General features: G+C 41.0%; 27 protein-coding genes. 26 read left to right on the top strand and 1 reads right to left on the bottom strand.

Annotation, left to right across the window (positions count from 1 at the left end; all coding sequences use genetic code 11):
• Together G585_RS0103150 and G585_RS0103155 are read left to right on the top strand one after the other, a co-directional pair.
• Nucleotides 1–828 (top strand): tetratricopeptide repeat protein, encoded by an 828-nt coding sequence (locus G585_RS0103150; protein WP_022772921.1) that lies wholly within the window; start codon nt 1–3, stop codon nt 826–828.
• Between the two features lie 124 nt (nt 829–952).
• Nucleotides 953–2,002, top strand: coding sequence for a hypothetical protein (locus G585_RS0103155; protein WP_022772922.1), 1,050 nt, complete (start codon nt 953–955; stop codon nt 2,000–2,002).
• A 44-nt stretch (nt 2,003–2,046) separates the two neighbouring features.
• Here the strand turns inward: G585_RS0103155 and G585_RS0103160 are convergent, their stop codons facing one another.
• On the bottom strand, nt 2,047–2,910 hold the full coding sequence (locus tag G585_RS0103160) for a class I SAM-dependent methyltransferase (protein WP_022772923.1): 864 nt from the start codon (nt 2,908–2,910) through the stop codon (nt 2,047–2,049).
• 546 nt (nt 2,911–3,456) lie between these two features.
• On the opposite strand from G585_RS0103160, the gene rpsJ reads away from it, so the two are divergent.
• From rpsJ to map, 24 genes are all read left to right on the top strand, one after another.
• Nucleotides 3,457–3,768 carry a 30S ribosomal protein S10 gene (rpsJ, locus tag G585_RS0103165; protein WP_013279995.1) on the top strand — a complete coding sequence of 104 codons (312 nt, stop codon included), beginning with the start codon at nt 3,457–3,459 and terminating at the stop codon, nt 3,766–3,768.
• A gap of 143 nt (nt 3,769–3,911) precedes the next feature.
• Nucleotides 3,912–4,595, top strand: coding sequence for a 50S ribosomal protein L3 (gene rplC, locus G585_RS0103170; protein WP_022772925.1), 684 nt, complete (start codon nt 3,912–3,914; stop codon nt 4,593–4,595).
• A 26-nt stretch (nt 4,596–4,621) separates the two neighbouring features.
• Entirely contained in the window at nt 4,622–5,245 is a 624-nt protein-coding gene (rplD, locus tag G585_RS0103175; protein WP_022772926.1) for a 50S ribosomal protein L4, read from the top strand.
• On the top strand, nt 5,245–5,544 hold the full coding sequence (rplW, locus tag G585_RS0103180; protein WP_022772927.1) for a 50S ribosomal protein L23: 300 nt from the start codon (nt 5,245–5,247) through the stop codon (nt 5,542–5,544). The genes rplD and rplW overlap by 1 nt, the downstream gene beginning before the upstream one ends.
• Nucleotides 5,545–5,641: 97 nt before the next feature.
• A complete protein-coding gene (gene rplB, locus G585_RS0103185; protein ID WP_022772929.1) occupies nt 5,642–6,484 on the top strand; it encodes a 50S ribosomal protein L2 in 843 nt (280 codons plus the stop codon).
• Between the two features lie 11 nt (nt 6,485–6,495).
• Complete coding sequence (gene rpsS, locus G585_RS0103190; RefSeq protein WP_022772930.1) at nt 6,496–6,786, top strand: 30S ribosomal protein S19; 291 nt, start codon at nt 6,496–6,498, stop codon at nt 6,784–6,786.
• Nucleotides 6,787–6,822: 36 nt separating this feature from the next.
• Nucleotides 6,823–7,212 (top strand): 50S ribosomal protein L22, encoded by a 390-nt coding sequence (gene rplV / locus G585_RS16960; protein ID WP_026663744.1) that lies wholly within the window; start codon nt 6,823–6,825, stop codon nt 7,210–7,212.
• Nucleotides 7,213–7,231: 19 nt separating this feature from the next.
• Entirely contained in the window at nt 7,232–7,903 is a 672-nt protein-coding gene (gene rpsC / locus G585_RS0103200) for a 30S ribosomal protein S3 (RefSeq protein WP_022772933.1), read from the top strand.
• Entirely contained in the window at nt 7,903–8,340 is a 438-nt protein-coding gene (gene rplP / locus G585_RS0103205; RefSeq protein WP_022772934.1) for a 50S ribosomal protein L16, read from the top strand. The genes rpsC and rplP overlap by 1 nt, the downstream gene beginning before the upstream one ends.
• Complete coding sequence (gene rpmC / locus G585_RS0103210; RefSeq protein WP_022772935.1) at nt 8,330–8,539, top strand: 50S ribosomal protein L29; 210 nt, start codon at nt 8,330–8,332, stop codon at nt 8,537–8,539. Before rplP ends, rpmC begins: the two co-directional genes overlap by 11 nt.
• A gap of 32 nt (nt 8,540–8,571) precedes the next feature.
• Entirely contained in the window at nt 8,572–8,826 is a 255-nt protein-coding gene (gene rpsQ / locus G585_RS0103215) for a 30S ribosomal protein S17 (RefSeq protein ID WP_013280005.1), read from the top strand.
• Between the two features lie 21 nt (nt 8,827–8,847).
• Nucleotides 8,848–9,216 carry a 50S ribosomal protein L14 gene (rplN, locus tag G585_RS0103220; protein ID WP_013280006.1) on the top strand — a complete coding sequence of 123 codons (369 nt, stop codon included), beginning with the start codon at nt 8,848–8,850 and terminating at the stop codon, nt 9,214–9,216.
• 12 nt (nt 9,217–9,228) lie between these two features.
• Nucleotides 9,229–9,558, top strand: a complete 330-nt coding sequence (rplX, locus tag G585_RS0103225) for a 50S ribosomal protein L24 (protein ID WP_022772937.1) — start codon at nt 9,229–9,231, stop codon at nt 9,556–9,558.
• A gap of 22 nt (nt 9,559–9,580) precedes the next feature.
• Entirely contained in the window at nt 9,581–10,120 is a 540-nt protein-coding gene (gene rplE, locus G585_RS0103230) for a 50S ribosomal protein L5 (protein WP_022772938.1), read from the top strand.
• Nucleotides 10,121–10,141: 21 nt separating this feature from the next.
• On the top strand, nt 10,142–10,327 hold the full coding sequence (locus G585_RS0103235) for a type Z 30S ribosomal protein S14 (protein ID WP_022764364.1): 186 nt from the start codon (nt 10,142–10,144) through the stop codon (nt 10,325–10,327).
• Nucleotides 10,328–10,459: 132 nt separating this feature from the next.
• Nucleotides 10,460–10,861, top strand: coding sequence for a 30S ribosomal protein S8 (gene rpsH / locus G585_RS0103240; protein WP_022772940.1), 402 nt, complete (start codon nt 10,460–10,462; stop codon nt 10,859–10,861).
• A gap of 15 nt (nt 10,862–10,876) precedes the next feature.
• Complete coding sequence (gene rplF, locus G585_RS0103245; RefSeq protein WP_022772941.1) at nt 10,877–11,416, top strand: 50S ribosomal protein L6; 540 nt, start codon at nt 10,877–10,879, stop codon at nt 11,414–11,416.
• Nucleotides 11,417–11,437: 21 nt separating this feature from the next.
• Nucleotides 11,438–11,806, top strand: a complete 369-nt coding sequence (gene rplR / locus G585_RS0103250; protein WP_022772942.1) for a 50S ribosomal protein L18 — start codon at nt 11,438–11,440, stop codon at nt 11,804–11,806.
• A gap of 18 nt (nt 11,807–11,824) precedes the next feature.
• A complete protein-coding gene (rpsE, locus tag G585_RS0103255; protein ID WP_022772944.1) occupies nt 11,825–12,334 on the top strand; it encodes a 30S ribosomal protein S5 in 510 nt (169 codons plus the stop codon).
• Between the two features lie 14 nt (nt 12,335–12,348).
• The gene (gene rpmD / locus G585_RS0103260; RefSeq protein ID WP_022764368.1) at nt 12,349–12,537 is read left to right on the top strand and encodes a 50S ribosomal protein L30; all 189 of its coding nucleotides are present in this window, start codon (nt 12,349–12,351) and stop codon (nt 12,535–12,537) included.
• A gap of 117 nt (nt 12,538–12,654) precedes the next feature.
• Nucleotides 12,655–13,095 (top strand): 50S ribosomal protein L15, encoded by a 441-nt coding sequence (rplO, locus tag G585_RS0103265; protein WP_022772945.1) that lies wholly within the window; start codon nt 12,655–12,657, stop codon nt 13,093–13,095.
• Nucleotides 13,095–14,414: a preprotein translocase subunit SecY gene (secY, locus tag G585_RS0103270; protein WP_022772947.1), complete on the top strand. Its 1,320-nt coding sequence runs from the start codon at nt 13,095–13,097 to the stop codon at nt 14,412–14,414. The genes rplO and secY overlap by 1 nt, the downstream gene beginning before the upstream one ends.
• A 108-nt stretch (nt 14,415–14,522) precedes the next feature.
• A complete protein-coding gene (locus tag G585_RS0103275; protein ID WP_022772948.1) occupies nt 14,523–15,167 on the top strand; it encodes an adenylate kinase in 645 nt (214 codons plus the stop codon).
• Nucleotides 15,160–15,918 (top strand): type I methionyl aminopeptidase, encoded by a 759-nt coding sequence (gene map, locus G585_RS0103280; RefSeq protein ID WP_022772949.1) that lies wholly within the window; start codon nt 15,160–15,162, stop codon nt 15,916–15,918. Before G585_RS0103275 ends, map begins: the two co-directional genes overlap by 8 nt.
• The last annotated feature ends 20 nt before the right edge of the window (nt 15,919–15,938 follow it).

The following is a 15,938-nucleotide window of genomic DNA, read 5'->3' on the forward strand; positions in this document are numbered from 1 at the left end:
ATGAAAAAGACACCTATAAAGTATCTTGCGATACTTATCGTATCAGTGGCTGTCGTGGTTATATCAGTTTCAGCTCTGGCCAGAGTCTTTGTGAATAAAGGGTTTGTTGTTTCCTATGAACAGGGAATATATGATACTTCAAAAGAAAAGACACTGTTTTTGATGAATTTTCCTCAGGGGTATATTCCTTATTATAATGTGGGAAATGCTGCATATCAGCAAAGTGATTACATTAGTGCCATAAGCTATTACTATGATGCTCTGAAATTTAATCCAAAGGAGCCATGGGACTGTCAGATAAGGATCAACCTTGCTCTTGCGCTCCTTCATATGATTGATTTTGAAAACCTTGATTCTGAAGAAAAAGTACAGAATGCTCTTTCTGTTTTGTATCAGGCAAGAGGTGTGCTGATAGAACATGGCTGTGCTGAAGATAAGGGTGAGAATGGCCACAATAAAGATGCGCAGCAGTTAAAAGACGATATCGACAAGATGATCGAAAAACTTCAAAAGAATGGTTCTGGTGATGGAGAAGGTGAACAGGACCAAAATGAATCAGAAGGCGAAGATAAAAAAGAACAGTCTGGTGGTTCATCTGATTCCAATAAGCAGAAGCAGCAACAACAGGCTCTTGAGCAGAATAAAAAGAATGCTATGCAGGAGAGACAGGAAGAAATAGATCAGCTAGAGGAGCATGAAAAGTATTCTGGCAAAAATTCAGGTAGTGGAGAGTCAGGAGACGGCGACGCGGAGAATGGTGATGGCAACGGCGGTTCAGAAGAAGGAGATGGAGACGGCTCTTCTTCAGGACCCAAGCACCCTTGGTAACTCAAAATCTTTGAAAATTCTGTTAAATCTGAGGCTTTGACGCTTGAAGATACTTTGAATTGCATACAAGATGATGTATAATATATCTTGAAAAAGTGAATATATTGTGTGAAAGGGGAAAACTATGAAAAAAAGTTTGTCAGCTACTTTAGGCGTGCTGCTTACAATGATGCTTGTAGCTATCATGGGGCTTTTAGTTCCTAGTGTTTCAATGGCTGCTGAGACTACATTTTCTGGTACTGTTTCCGATAAAACAACAACAGATCTGCTATATTTGTCCACTAGCGGTGGAACAATGGAAGTAAAGATAGACAGCAATACTACGATCAGTGGCACAAAGCTTATTCTTCCGGGAACTACAATTAGTTGTTCCTGTTATAGAGGAAGCGATGAGTATTGGCATGCATCTTCTATCTCTGGAACGAGCCAGGTTGGAAAAGTAACTTTGGATGCTTCTACAAAGGCAACTGTCACAGGAAGTATTGCGAAGGGCACTTCAGAGAGCCTTTTATACCTTGTCACTGACAATGGAACAATGCAGATAAAGATGGATGATGATACTGACCTTAGTGGTGTTACGATGCTTATAATTGGCCAAAAGGTAAAAGTTGTTGTTGAGAGAGGATCTGATGCTTATATGCATGCAATTTCCATTACGGATACTTCAAACGGTTCATCTTCAACAACATCTACAGTGACAACTACGAGTACTTCTTCAGGAAACAGCGTAACGGGAACTGTTGAAAAAGGAACAACATCTTCAATACTATATCTGACAACTTCAGCTGGAACAATGGAGTTTGTCCTGGATCTTGGAACTGATGCCAGTGCATGCAGAGTACTGGTACCCGGGCAGAAGATAACAGTAAGCTTTTATAGGGGCAGTGATGCGTGGAACCATACATCAAAGCTGGTTAATAATACAGATAGCGCATCTGCTACAGCAACTTTGGACTCATCAACTCAGGCTACTATTACAGGTACAGTTGATGGTGACACTGATGAGGGAATGCTGTTTTTGGATACTAACGATGGTTTGATGGAAATCAAGCTTGATTCCAATACTAATTTTTCAAAGTGTCCGGTACTTTTACTTGATAAGAAAGTTACAGTAGTTGCCCAACGTGGTAATGATGCATATTATCATGCAGTAACAATAACAGCGAATTATTAAATAAAAAAGCAATGATCAGAAGATCATTGCTTTTTTTTTTTTTATTATTTAGCAGTCCAGCGTCCGCTTGCACCGCAAGGAAGGACGAGACCATTTCCTTTTACAGGAAGACCAATTTCATTTGCCTCTACAGTACCTTTGTGAATAGGATCAAGAACTGTGTGGAGCATATAAGAAAGAACCGCTGGCTGTAACCCTGTTGTATAAGAATTAATAAGGAAGAAAAGAGGATCATCTGAAAGAAGTTTTGATGAAAGCTGTATAAATGGAAAAACAGATTCTTCAATCTTCCATATTTCTCCCTTTGGACCTCTTCCATATGAAGGAGGATCCATTATGATTCCGTCGTACTTGTTACCTCTTCTTATTTCTCTTTCTACAAACTTAACGCAGTCATCAACAAGGTATCTGATAGGTGCATTAGCAAGACCTGAAGAAGCAGCATTTTCTTTTGCCCATGCGACCATACCCTTCGCAGCATCTACGTGTGTTACGCTTGCTCCAGCCTTAGCTGCTGAAATAGTAGCGCCACCTGTATAAGCAAAAAGATTGAGAACTTTAATCGGTCTGTTTGCGTTCTCTATTAATGAAGAGAACCAGTCCCAGTTAGTAGCCTGCTCAGGGAAAAGACCTGTGTGCTTGAAACTAAATGGCTTAAGATTAAATGTAAGTTCATTATAATTAATGGTCCATTCTTCCGGAAGCTTATGAAACTCCCATTCGCCACCACCTTTATTACTTCTATGATAATGTCCGTTTGGCTTTTTCCATCCAAAGTGTTTTTTCTCTGTATTCCAGATAACCTGAGGATCAGGACGAACAAGGAGGTAGTCTCCCCATCTTTCAAGCTTCTCGCCGCTTGAAGTGTCCAGAACTTCATAGTCTTTCCAACCATCTGCAATCCACATATTATTATGCCTTTCTTCTATATATTAATTTGTAATGCATAAAACATGCATTTATAGTTCACTTTTTTACGCAGCCCAGCAGCACAGTGCTGGCTGCTGAATGAATAGTAATCATTGTACTACAGCAATCAGTTTTTCGTCATCATAATAGCATAAGAGATTAAAAAACATCAAGAAAAACAGTTGAAAAAGGCTGATTTCACGATAAAAGTGATTAATTTTAAAAAAGTGGTTGCATTATAAAATAAAATGCTTTATAGTAACATATGCTGTGACATGATAGCTATGAAGCGTGAGGTTGCTGCTTTATCCAGTTAAGCAGGTTTTCCGTGGAGCGAATGTCTAGAGGCCAGTTGCTTTGGCCAACCAAACTGACGACAAGTCACTGTACAGTTAATTCAATGTCTGCCGACTAACCCAAGGCAGAAACGACGTGTAGAGATCCAGGACCTTATTATGTATTTGAGGTTAGGACACACACGGGAGAGTGTACAGTCACCGCTTGTCGTACTTCATTAAAAGTGCGAAAAGGAGGCGACTTTTTTTATGGCAAATCAGGTAATGAGAATTACACTTAAGGCATATGATCATCAGCTCGTTGATGCATCTGCCAAGAAGATTATCGAGACAGTCAAGAAGAACGGTTCTCAGGTAAGTGGACCAGTACCTCTTCCTACAAAGAAGGAAGTTGTTACTATTCTTAGAGCGGTTCACAAGTACAAAGATTCTAGAGAACAGTTCGAGCAGAGAACACACAAGAGACTTATCGATATCATCACACCTACATCAAAGACAGTTGAGGCTCTTCAGAGACTCGAGATGCCAGCAGGTGTAAACATAAACATCAAGATGAAATAATTAAAATTGATTCACCTCTACTAGTATGATGCGAGACGCATGATGCCGTGACTAACTGGATAATTGACACAAAGGTGCAATTTAAGCGACATTGCGAACGAAACAAGCATCCGCTGTAGACGTAATAAGGAGGTAAAACAAACATGAAGAAGGCTATTTTAGCTACAAAAGTTGGAATGACTCAGATCTTCAAGGAAGACGGTTCATTAGTACCTGTAACTGTTCTTCAGGCAGGTCCATGCGTAGTAACACAGGTTAAGACTGTTGAGAACGATGGTTACAGCGCTGTTCAGGTTGGTTTTGTTGACAAGAAGGAAAAAGTTGTTAACAAGGACAAGAACGGAAGCAAGACAATTTACCACCGTCACGGTGCTACAAAGGCTGAGCAGGGACATTTCAAAAAGGCTGGAGTTTCTTGCAAGAGATATGTAAGAGAGTTCAAGCTTGAGAACGCAGCTGAGTATGCACTTGGTGCTGAGATCAAGGCTGATATCTTTGCTGAAGGCGACAAGATTGATGCTACAGCAATATCAAAGGGAAAAGGATTCCAGGGTGCTATTAAGAAAAACGGTCAGCACAGAGGACCTATGGCACACGGTTCTAAGTTCCACCGTCATCAGGGTTCTAATGGTTCAAGTTCAGATCCTAGCCGCGTATTTAAGGGCAAGGGAATGCCTGGTCACATGGGCAGCGTAAAGGTAACAGTTCAGAATCTTGAGGTAGTAAGAGTAGATGCTGACAAGAATCTTATTCTTGTTAAGGGTGCTATTCCAGGACCTAAGAAGGGACTTGTTACTATCAAGGAAACAGTTAAAGTGGTAGGCTAATAGAACGCGAAAGGAGGACCATACAGATGGCTAATGTATCTGTTTATAATATGGAAGGCAAAGAAGTTGGCAAGATCGATTTAAGCGATGCTATCTTCGGAGTTGAAGTAAATGAACATCTCGTACACATGGCAGTTCTTCAGCAGCTCGCTGACAAGCGCCAGGGTACACAGAAAGCAAAAACACGTTCTGAAGTTTCCGGAGGCGGAAGAAAGCCTTGGAGACAGAAAGGAACCGGTCATGCAAGACAGGGTTCTATCAGAGCTCCTCAGTGGAAGGGCGGCGGAGTTGTATTCGCTCCAGTTCCAAGAGATTATTCTTTCAAGATGAACAAGAAGGAAAAGAGAGCTGCTCTTAAGTCTGCACTTACAGACAAGGCTCAGGCAGGCAACATCATCGTTGTTGATGAGCTCAAGTTTGATGAGATCAAGACAAAGAGATTCGCAGAGGTTATGAACAACCTTAAGGCAACACGTAAGGCTCTTGTAGTACTTGCTGATAACGACAAGAACGTAGTTCTTTCAGCTAGAAATCTTGTTGAGGCAAATACAACACTTACAAATACACTTAATGTATATGATATCGTAAACGCTAGAACACTCGTCCTTACAAAGGATGCAGTTGCTAAGATAGAGGAGGTGTATTGCTAATGGCAGCATTACAGTATTATGACGTAATCCTTAAGCCAGTTCTTACAGAGAAGAGCATGGCAGGCATGAGCGAGAAGAAGTACACTTTCCTTGTTAATCCTGAAGCTAACAAGACACAGATCAAGGAAGCTGTAGAGAAGATGTTCGAAGGTGCTAAGGTTGCTAAAGTTAACACAATCAACGCAGCTGGCAAGATGAAGAGACGTGGAATGACAGTCGGATTCACAGCTAAGACAAAGAAAGCAATCGTACAGCTTACAGAAGATAGCAAGGACATCGAGATCTTCCAGGGACTCTAATTTAGATAATGATGATTATACGTGCGAATCCAATACAGAGTCCGGGATTCAAGTGAAAGTTCACTAGTCACGTGATAAAGAAAAAGGAGAAAAAATCATGGGAATTAAGAAATACGGCCCATATACCCCATCCAGAAGAAACATGACTGGATCTGATTTCTCAGAGATTACGAAAGCAACTCCAGAGAAGTCACTTGTTGTTTCAAAGAACAGCAAAGCTGGTCGTAACAACCAGGGTAAGATCACTGTTAGACATCGTGGATGCGGCGGCAGAGTTAAGTACAGAATCATTGATTTCAAGAGAAATAAGGACGATATGCCTGCAAAGGTTATCGGAATTGAGTATGATCCTAACAGATCAGCTAATATTGCACTTATTCAGTACGAGGATGGCACAAAGGCTTATATCCTTGCACCTAACGGTTTAACTGATGGAATGACAGTTATGAACGGAGCAGGCGCTGAAATTCGTGTTGGTAACTGCCTCCCACTTTCAGAGATTCCTGTCGGTGAAAACGTACACAACATTGAGCTTTATCCTGGAAAGGGCGGCCAGATGGTTCGTTCAGCAGGAAACGCTGCACAGCTCATGGCTAAAGAAGGAAAGTATGCAACACTTCGTCTTCCTTCAGGTGAAATGAGAATGGTTCCTATCGAGTGCAGAGCAACAATCGGTGTTGTAGGAAATGGTGATCACAACCTTATTAACTATGGTAAGGCCGGAAGAATTCGTCACATGGGTATCCGCCCAACAGTTCGTGGTTCTGTTATGAACCCTAATGACCATCCACACGGTGGTGGTGAAGGTAGAGCTCCTATCGGACGTTCTGGTCCTAGCACACCTTGGGGTAAGCCAGCTCTTGGTTATAAGACACGTAAGGCTAAGAAGGCTTCTAACAAGCTCATCGTAAGAAGAAGAAACGGTAAAGCCATCAAATAAGGAGGAATAAAATGTCTAGATCACTTAAAAAGGGACCTTTTGCAGACGCAAGCCTGCTTAAGAAGATAGATGCTATGAACGCTGAGGGCCAGAAGCAGATAGTTAAGACATGGTCACGTCGTTCTACAATTTTCCCGTCTTTTGTTGGACACACAATCGCTGTTCATGACGGAAGAAAGCATATTCCTGTATATGTTACTGAAGATATGGTTGGACACAAGCTCGGTGAGTTTGTTCCTACAAGAACATTCAGAGGACATGCTGGAAATTCTCCCGCTGAGAGAAAGAGCAGCATAAACTAATTATTCGTTCGATGAAAGGAGGAAATTTCCATGGAAATGGAGATCAAGCATAGATCAAAGATTAAAAGAGAAAGAAATCGTGACAATAAAGAAACAAGACCTTTTGCAAAGTTATCTTACGCAAGAATACCAGTTCAGAAGGCATGCTTTGTCATGGATGCTATCAGAGGAAAGGATGTTGAGACTGCACTTGCAATCCTTCAGTACAATCCTAGATATGCTTCAAGCGTAATCTACAAGCTCCTCAACAGTGCTGTAGCAAACGCTGAGAACAACAAAGGTATGAACAGATCAAACCTCTACATTGCTGAGTGTACAGCTAGCAACGGCCCTATTATGAAGAGAATTCAGCCTAGAGCACAGGGCAGAGCGTACAGAATCAACAAGAGAATGAGTCATCTGACTGTTATTTTGGACGAAAGATAATTGAAAGGAGAACCTAAGAATGGGACAGAAAGTTAATCCTCATGGCCTCAGAGTTGGTGTTATCGCTGACTGGGATTCCAAGTGGTATGCTGAATCTGGCGATTTCGCCAATAATCTTGTAGAAGATTATAATATCAGAAAATTTCTGAAGAAGAAGTTATATGCAGCTGGTGTTTCAAAGATTGAGATCGAGAGAGCATCAGATAGAGTTAAGGTTATCGTTTACACAGCTAAGCCTGGTGTTGTAATTGGTAAGGGCGGCGCTGAAATCGAGGTAACTAAGAAAGAGCTTTCAAAGCTTACAGACAAGAAAGTTCTTGTTGATATTAAAGAAATCAAGAAGCCTGATAAGGATGCACAGCTTGTTGCAGAGAATATCGCTCAGCAGCTTGAGAACCGTGTATCATTCAGAAGAGCTATGAAGTCATGCATGAGCAGAACAATGAAGACAGATGCACTTGGTATCAAGGCATGCTGCTCAGGTCGTCTTGGCGGCGCTGATATCGCTCGTTCAGAGTTCTACAGCGAGGGAACTATTCCTCTTCAGACACTCAGAGCAGATATCGATTACGGTTTTGCTGAAGCAGATACAACCTACGGTAAGGTTGGTGTAAAGGTATGGATCTACAAGGGTGAAGTACTTCCAACTAAAGCAGGTGAGAGTTCAGATAAGGAAGGGAGCGATAAATAATGTTAATGCCAAAGAGAGTTAAGCACCGCAAGCAGTTCCGCGGTTCAATGGCTCATAAAATTACTCGTGGTACCACAATCACTTATGGTGAGTATGGAATTGTTGCGCTTGAGCCTTGCTGGATCAATTCAAACCAGATTGAGGCAGCCCGTGTAGCTATGACACGTTTCATCAAGCGTGGTGGTCAGGTTTGGATCAAAATCTTCCCTGACAAGCCTATCACTTTGAAGCCACTTGGAACTCGTATGGGTTCTGGTAAGGGCGCAGTTGATAGATGGGTAGCTGTTGTTAAGCCAGGTCGTGTAATGTTCGAAATCGGCGGAGTTGCCGAGGCCGATGCAAGAGAAGCACTTCGTCTTGCAACACATAAACTTCCTTGCAAGTGCAAGATCGTTTCAAAGGCTGATTTGGAAGGCGGTGTATCTAATGAAAACTAATAAGTATGTAGAAGAGCTTCTGGCAAAGTCTGCTGATGAACTTCAGACAGAGCTTGTTTCAGCTAAAAAGGAACTTTTCAACTTAAAATTCCAGAACGCTACAAACCAGTTGGATAATACAGCAAGAATTAAAGAAGTAAGAAGAAATATTGCAAGAATCCAGACTGTAATCACACAGAATGCAAAGGCAGCTAACTAAGCACTTTGTTTAATCTAAAAGGAGAAAAGATCGTGGAAAGAAATTTAAGAAAAACGCGTGTTGGTAAAGTAACAAGCGATAAGATGGACAAGACCATCACAGTTTCCATTGAGGACCATGTTAAGCATCCTCTTTACAAGAAGATCGTAAAGAGAACATATAAGCTTAAGGCTCATGACGAGAACAATGAGTGCCGTATTGGTGACACAGTTAAGGTCATGGAGACAAAGCCTATCTCCAAAGATAAGAGATGGAGACTTGTATCCATTATTGAACGTGCAAAGTAATTCGAAAAAAGGAGAAATATCATGATTCAGCAGGAAAGTAGACTGAAGGTCGCTGATAACACTGGTGCTAAAGAGCTCCTTACAATTCGTGTTATGGGTGGATCTACAAGAAGATATGCGAGAATCGGCGACACAATCGTTGCTTCTGTTAAAGAAGCAACACCCGGTGGAGTTGTAAAGAAGGGTGATGTAGTTAAGGCTGTTGTCGTTCGTACAGTAAAAGAGACACGTCGTAAGGACGGTTCCTACATCAGATTTGATGAGAACGCTGCTGTTGTTATCAATGAAGATGGTACGCCTAAGGGAACACGTATTTTTGGACCCGTAGCTAGAGAGCTTCGTGAGAAGAAATTCATGAAGATCCTTTCTCTTGCTCCGGAAGTATTATAAGGAGGCGCCCAGATGTCAACAAGTAAGATTAAGAAGGGTGATATGGTTAAAGTTATCGCCGGAAGAGAAATCGATAAAGAAGGAAAGGTTCTTTCTGTTGATACTAAGAACGGAAAGGTCGTTGTTGAGGGCCTTAACAAGGTTACAAAGCACGAGAAGCCTTCTGCTAAGAATCCTAATGGCGGTATTGTAGAGCGCGAAGCTGCTCTTGATATCTCAAACGTTGTGTATCTTCATAACGGACAGCCTACCAAGATCGGATTCAAGGTTGAAAAGGATGAGAATGGTAAGGTTGTAAAGAAAAACCGCATCGCTAAAAAGACTGGTGAGGTTATCGACTAATTTAGGAAGGAGGTATTAAGCGTTGAGTAGATATAAAGATTTATACAAGAACGAGATCGTTGATGCAATGACAAAGAAGTTCGGTTATAAGAATGTAATGGAAGTTCCAAAGCTTGACAAGATCGTTATCAATATGGCAGTTGGTGAAGCAAAAGAGAATGCTAAGCTTCTTGAGAATGCTGCTAACGATATGGCTATTATTTCAGGTCAGAAGCCTGTTTACACAAAGGCTAAGAAGTCAATCGCTAACTTCAAATTAAGAGAGGGTATGCCAATCGGATGTAAGGTTACTCTTCGTGGCGACAAGATGTACGATTTCCTTGATCGTCTCGTAAACCTTGCTCTTCCTCGTGTACGTGACTTCAGAGGAATCAACCCTAACTCTTTCGATGGAAGAGGAAACTATGCTCTTGGTATCAAAGAGCAGCTTATCTTCCCTGAAATCGAGTATGATAAGATTGACAAGACAAGAGGTATGGACATTATTTTCACAACAACAGCAAAGACAGATGAAGAGGCTCGTGAGCTTCTTACACTGTTCAATATGCCTTTTGCAAAGTAATTAAGGAGGGAATAGGACAAAATGGCTAAATTATCCATGAAGTTAAAACAGCAGATGAAACCAAAGTTCTCTACACGTGCATACAATCGTTGTAAGATCTGTGGTCGTCCTCATGCTTACCTTAGAAAATACGGAATCTGCAGAATTTGCTTCCGTGAACTTGCATATAAGGGCGAAATCCCAGGTGTTCGTAAGGCATCTTGGTAAACATCGTTTGCTGATAAGTGGTCCGGGATGGGGGCCACGAAATATTAAAATGATTCCATTGCGGCTTCGTGTCTCTGCTCAATTTGGGGAGTAGTAAGGCGAAGCAAGAATAATTAAGGAGGCAATTATAAAATGGCAATGAATGATCCTATTGCAGATATGCTTACAAGAATTCGTAATGCAAATACTGCTAAGCATGACACAGTTGATGTTCCTTCATCAAAGATGAAGCTTGCAATCGCAAACATTCTTCTTGAAGAAGGTTATATTAAGAAGCTTGATGTTGTAGAAGATGGTGTATTCAAGACTCTTCACATCACTCTTAAGTACGGTGCTGACAGAAATGATAAAGTTATCACAGGTCTTAAGAGAATCTCAAAGCCTGGTCTTCGTGTATACGCAGGCAAGGATGAGCTTCCTAGAGTATTAGGCGGTCTTGGTATTGCAATCATTTCTACAAACCAGGGCGTTGTAACTGATAAAAAAGCAAGAGAGCTCCAGGTTGGTGGCGAAGTTCTTGCATTCATTTGGTAAATTGGAGGTACGGGCATGTCACGAATCGGAAAAATGCCAATCGCAATTCCTGCAGGCGTAACTGTAGAGGTTGCAGAAAATAATAAGGTGACTGTAAAGGGACCTAAGGGCACTCTTACAAGAGTTTTCCCAGCTGAGATTATCTTCTCACAGGAAAACGGACAGATCGAGGTTAAGAGACCTGACGATCAGAAGAAGACTAGAGCTTTACATGGTCTTTCAAGAAGCCTTCTTAACAACATGGTTATTGGTGTTACAGATGGCTATGAAAAGAAGCTTGAGGTTAACGGTGTAGGTTACAGAGCTGCTAAGAATGGTAAGACACTCTCTCTGACACTTGGTTATTCACACCCTGTAGAACTTGTTGATCCAGAAGGAATCGAGACAGTTGTTGAGGGTCAGGTAATTACAGTTAAGGGAATTGATAAGGAAGCAGTTGGACAGCACGCTGCAATCATCAGAGAAAAGAGAGCTCCAGAGCCATATAAGGGCAAGGGTATCAAGTACGCTGATGAGGTTATCAGACGTAAAGTTGGTAAGACTGGTAAGAAATAATTAAGATAAGGAGAGTGCAAAATGGTTAGTAAGGAATCAAGATCAAAAATTCGTGCTAAAAAGCACATGAGGATTCGTAATCGTTTCAGCGGCACAGCTGAAAGACCACGTCTCGCAGTTTTTAGAAGCAATAATCATGTATATGCACAGGTTATTGATGATGTAGCCGGCAAAACAATTGTATCTGCTTCAACTCTTGAGAAAGATATCAAGGCTGAGCTTAAAAATACAGATGACATTGATGCTGCTTCAAAGGTAGGAAGCGTTGTTGCTCAGAGAGCAATGGAAAAGGGTATCAAAGCCGTTGTATTTGACAGAGGTGGATATATCTACCACGGCAAGGTAAAAGCACTTGCTGATGCTGCCAGAGAAGCTGGCCTGGAATTCTAAGAAGGGAGAAAACACATAATGAAGCGTACAATCGTAGATGCTAGTCAGCTCGAATTGACAGATAAAGTTGTAACCATCAAACGTGTTACAAAGGTTGTTAAGGGTGGACGTAACATGAAGTTCACAGCACTTGTTGTAGTTGGTGACAACAATGGACACGTTGGTGTTGGTCTGGGCAAATCAACAGAAATCCCAGATGCTATCCGTAAGGGTAAGGAAGATGCTACAAAGAACCTTATTACTGTTCCTCTTGATGAGAACAACAGTATTACACATGATTTCGTAGGTAAGTTCGGTTCAGCCGAAGTATTACTTAAGAGATCTCCAGAAGGTACTGGTATCATCGCTGGTGGTCCTGCTCGTTCCGTATGTGAGCTTGCTGGAATCAGAAATATCAGAACTAAGTCACTTGGTTCAAACAACAAGCAGAACGTTGTTTATGCTACAATCAATGGTCTTGCTCAGTTAAAGACACCTGAAGAAGTTGCAGCAAAGCGCGGTAAGTCAGTTTCAGAAGTAACCGCATAATAGGAGGAAGAGTGATGGCAAGCGAGAAGAAACTTAAAATCACATTGGTTAAGTCCACAATCGGTGCTGTACCTAAGCAGGTAGCAACAGTAAAATCAATGGGATTCAAGAAACTTAACAGTTCTGTTGAACTTCCTGACAACTCAGCTACTAGAGGTCAGATTCAGCAGATCAGACACCTTGTTAAGGTTGAAGAAATCTAATAAGGAAAACGAAACATAAAATGTAACTGGAGCTGTATTACGTACGCGCGAGTGGTGTATAATGATTATATGCTGCGCATAGCGGTATAAGCTCCAGTATTTATAAGGAGGAATATCATGGAATTATCCAACTTAAGACCTGCTGAAGGTTCAGTTCAGAGCGATAATTTTAGAAGAGGCCGTGGTCATGGTTCAGGAAACGGCAAGACTGCTGGTAAGGGACACAAGGGTCAGAAGGCTCGTTCAGGAGCTCCAAGACTTGGTTTCGAAGGTGGTCAGATGCCACTTTTCAGAAGACTTCCTAAGAGAGGCTTCAAGAACATCAATCGTAAGAATATCGTAGGTATCAACGTAAGCGTACTTGAAGTATTCGACAACGGAGCAGTTGTTGATGTTCAGGCACTTAAGGATATGGGCATCATTAAGAAAGAGCTTGATGGTGTAAAGATTCTTGGAAATGGTGAATTTACTAAGAAGCTTACGGTTAAGGCTAATGCTTTCAGTGCATCAGCTAAAGAAAAAATCGAGGCACTTGGTGGAACAACAGAGGTGATCTAATGTTTAAGTCCCTAATGAATGCATTAAAAGTAAAAGAAATTCGTTTGAAAATTCTATTTACTCTTGCAATGCTAGCCCTGATCAGACTTGGTTCTGCAATTCCAGTACCTGGAATGAATACATCAGTATTTAGAAATTGGTTTCAGGGTTTGACAGAGAGTGATGCATTTGGCTTTATGGATCGATTTACCGGTGGATCATTTGAGAACATGTCAATTTTGGCACTCAATATCACACCATACATTACATCTTCTATCATTATTCAGCTTCTCACAATTGCTATTCCTAAGTTTGAGGAGTGGCAGAGAGATGGTGAAGATGGAAGAAAGAAGCTTACAGCTCTTACAAGATATATAACTGTAGCTTTAGCACTTATCGAATCCATCGCAATGTCAATCGGATTCTACAGAAATACAGGCTTCTTAACATCACAGTCTATTTTCCTTGTAGTTCAGATTGTAGCAGCACTCACAGCTGGTAGTGCATTCCTGATGTGGATTGGTGAAAGAATCACAGAAAATGGGGTTGGAAACGGTATATCAATAGTTCTGACTATCAACATTCTTTCAAGAATGCCGTCAGATATTAGCTCACTTTTCGGTCAGTTTGTGAGCGGAAAGCCTATTGCAAGGGGAGTAGTATCAGCAATTGTTATTATTGCAGTTATTATTGCAATGGTAGTATTGGTCGTTCTTCTTAATGGTGCTGAGCGCAGAATTCCTGTTCAGTATGCTAAGAAGATCCAGGGAAGAAAAACTTACGGTGGAAGCCGTTCAGAGATTCCTCTCAAGGTCAATACAGCAGGCGTTATGCCTATCATTTTTGCAATGTCACTCTTCCAGTTCCCTATCATTATTAGTCAGCTCGTTGGCTATAATGGCTCAGGATTCTGGGGACAGTTTATTGCATATTTAAACCAGAGTAACTGGTGCAATCCTAACCATTGGAATTATTCAATTGGTTTGGTTGTTTACATTTTACTGCTTATCTTTTTTGCATATTTCTACACATCAATCACATTTAATCCGATTGAGATTGCAGATAATATGAAAAAGCAGGGCGGCTTTATTCCTGGAATCAGACCAGGTAAGCCTACAAGTGATTACCTTACAAGCATTCTGAACTATATCATTTTTATTGGAGCATGTGGTCTTACAATCATTGGTGTATTACCTATCTTCTTTAATGGTATGTTCGGTGCAAGTGTTTCATTTGGTGGAACAAGCCTTATCATCGTGGTAAGCGTTATCTTAGAGACAATCAAGCAGATTGAATCTCAGATGCTTGTACGTAATTACAAAGGATTCCTGGAAGATTAATTGGTAACTTAAAAGAGGTCGCAGGGGAGCATATGCGCCCTTGCTGCCTCTTATTTGTCTTTAATCAGAAAATAATGATATCATTTAACATAAAAAGAGGGTCATGGTATGAAGATAATAATGTTGGGCGCACCAGGCGCAGGAAAAGGCACACAGGCTCAGATGATTGCGGATAAGTTCAATATTCCACACATCTCAACCGGTGACATTTTTAGGGCAAATATTAAAAATGGAACAGAACTTGGCAAGAAAGCAAAAGAGTTCATGGATAAGGGACAGCTTGTTCCGGATGAACTTACAGTTCAGCTTCTTCTTGACAGAGTAGCAAATGATGATTGCAAGAATGGTTATGTACTTGATGGTTTTCCACGTACAATTCCTCAGGCAGATGTACTTGACAGTGAACTTACAAAGCTTGGTGATAAAGTTGATTTTGCAATTAACGTAGATGTTCCAGATGAGAACATTGTTCGCAGAATGTCAGGCAGAAGAGCTTGCCTTAAGTGCGGTGCTACTTATCATATTGAGCATATACCTCCAAAGAAAGAAGGAATATGTGATAAATGTGGAAGTGAGTTAGTTCAGAGAGAAGATGACAAGCCTGAGACAGTACAGAACAGATTGTCAGTTTACCATGAGCAGACTCAGCCTCTTATCGATTACTATGATAAGAAGAATATTCTTAAGACTGTTGACGGTACAAAGGATATGCAGGAAGTATTTAGCAATATCGTAGGTATTTTGAATGCGTAAAGTTATTACAATTAAGACTGATGAAGAAATTGAGCTTATGAGGCAGTCGGGACAGCGACTTGCAAAAGTGCATGAGGCACTTCATGATGCGCTTAAACCCGGAATTTCTACATTGGAACTTGATCAGATTGGAGAAGATACTATCCGTTCTCTTGGTGGAATACCGAATTGCAAGAATTATGAAGGTTTTCCAGCTTCCGTGTGTATTTCCGTGAATGATGAAGTCGTTCATGGAATTCCTAGTGCTGATAGGATCCTGCAGGAGGGTGACATTGTTACCTTTGATACAGGGCTTATATATAAAGGGTATCATTCTGATGCTGCCAGAACATGGGGCGTTGGTAAGATAAGTGATGAAGCACAAAAACTTATTGATGTTACAAGAGAGAGCTTCTTTGAAGGGATAAAAAAGGCCAAAGCCGGACATAGGCTGCATGAGATATCAAGAGCAATTGATGACTATATAAAACCATATGGATATGGTATAGTAAGAGAGCTTACAGGTCATGGAATTGGCACTAGCCTTCATGAAGAACCAATGGTACCTAATTATAAAAAGTTGTTGCCCGGGGTAAAACTAAAGAAAGGCATGACAATATGTGTTGAACCTATGATAACCATGGGGGAAAGATATGTTGGTTGGCTTGATGATGATTGGACAGTGGTAACTGTAGACGGTTCCCTGGCTGCACATTATGAAAACACTATCGCTATAACAGATGGCGAACCAGAGATATTAACTATTATTTGATAGTAAAGGATAGGAGGAAA

Origin of the sequence: Butyrivibrio sp. AE2015, from assembly GCF_000420825.1 — a bacterium.
Classification (GTDB): Bacteria; Bacillota; Clostridia; order Lachnospirales; family Lachnospiraceae; genus Butyrivibrio.

Bases quoted from the DNA above. Each gene is read 5' to 3' on its own strand.
- rpsS (WP_022772930.1), top strand. From the start codon at position 6,496: ATGTCTAGATCACTTAAAAAGGGACCTTTTGCAGACGCAAGCCTGCTT.
- rplV (WP_026663744.1), top strand. From the start codon at position 6,823: ATGGAGATCAAGCATAGATCAAAGATTAAAAGAGAAAGAAATCGTGAC.
- G585_RS0103160 (WP_022772923.1), bottom strand. From the start codon at position 2,910: ATGTGGATTGCAGATGGTTGGAAAGACTATGAAGTTCTGGACACTTCA.
- map (WP_022772949.1), top strand. From the start codon at position 15,160: ATGCGTAAAGTTATTACAATTAAGACTGATGAAGAAATTGAGCTTATG.
- G585_RS0103150 (WP_022772921.1), top strand. From the start codon at position 1: ATGAAAAAGACACCTATAAAGTATCTTGCGATACTTATCGTATCAGTG.
- rplO (WP_022772945.1), top strand. From the start codon at position 12,655: ATGGAATTATCCAACTTAAGACCTGCTGAAGGTTCAGTTCAGAGCGAT.
- rplW (WP_022772927.1), top strand. From the start codon at position 5,245: ATGGCAGCATTACAGTATTATGACGTAATCCTTAAGCCAGTTCTTACA.
- G585_RS0103235 (WP_022764364.1), top strand. From the start codon at position 10,142: ATGGCTAAATTATCCATGAAGTTAAAACAGCAGATGAAACCAAAGTTC.
- rplN (WP_013280006.1), top strand. From the start codon at position 8,848: ATGATTCAGCAGGAAAGTAGACTGAAGGTCGCTGATAACACTGGTGCT.
- rpmD (WP_022764368.1), top strand. From the start codon at position 12,349: ATGGCAAGCGAGAAGAAACTTAAAATCACATTGGTTAAGTCCACAATC.
- rpsC (WP_022772933.1), top strand. From the start codon at position 7,232: ATGGGACAGAAAGTTAATCCTCATGGCCTCAGAGTTGGTGTTATCGCT.
- rplX (WP_022772937.1), top strand. From the start codon at position 9,229: ATGTCAACAAGTAAGATTAAGAAGGGTGATATGGTTAAAGTTATCGCC.
- secY (WP_022772947.1), top strand. From the start codon at position 13,095: ATGTTTAAGTCCCTAATGAATGCATTAAAAGTAAAAGAAATTCGTTTG.
- rplP (WP_022772934.1), top strand. From the start codon at position 7,903: ATGTTAATGCCAAAGAGAGTTAAGCACCGCAAGCAGTTCCGCGGTTCA.
- G585_RS0103155 (WP_022772922.1), top strand. From the start codon at position 953: ATGAAAAAAAGTTTGTCAGCTACTTTAGGCGTGCTGCTTACAATGATG.
- G585_RS0103275 (WP_022772948.1), top strand. From the start codon at position 14,523: ATGAAGATAATAATGTTGGGCGCACCAGGCGCAGGAAAAGGCACACAG.
- rplB (WP_022772929.1), top strand. From the start codon at position 5,642: ATGGGAATTAAGAAATACGGCCCATATACCCCATCCAGAAGAAACATG.
- rplF (WP_022772941.1), top strand. From the start codon at position 10,877: ATGTCACGAATCGGAAAAATGCCAATCGCAATTCCTGCAGGCGTAACT.
- rplR (WP_022772942.1), top strand. From the start codon at position 11,438: ATGGTTAGTAAGGAATCAAGATCAAAAATTCGTGCTAAAAAGCACATG.
- rpmC (WP_022772935.1), top strand. From the start codon at position 8,330: ATGAAAACTAATAAGTATGTAGAAGAGCTTCTGGCAAAGTCTGCTGAT.
- rplD (WP_022772926.1), top strand. From the start codon at position 4,622: ATGGCTAATGTATCTGTTTATAATATGGAAGGCAAAGAAGTTGGCAAG.
- rpsH (WP_022772940.1), top strand. From the start codon at position 10,460: ATGGCAATGAATGATCCTATTGCAGATATGCTTACAAGAATTCGTAAT.
- rpsJ (WP_013279995.1), top strand. From the start codon at position 3,457: ATGGCAAATCAGGTAATGAGAATTACACTTAAGGCATATGATCATCAG.
- rplC (WP_022772925.1), top strand. From the start codon at position 3,912: ATGAAGAAGGCTATTTTAGCTACAAAAGTTGGAATGACTCAGATCTTC.
- rpsE (WP_022772944.1), top strand. From the start codon at position 11,825: ATGAAGCGTACAATCGTAGATGCTAGTCAGCTCGAATTGACAGATAAA.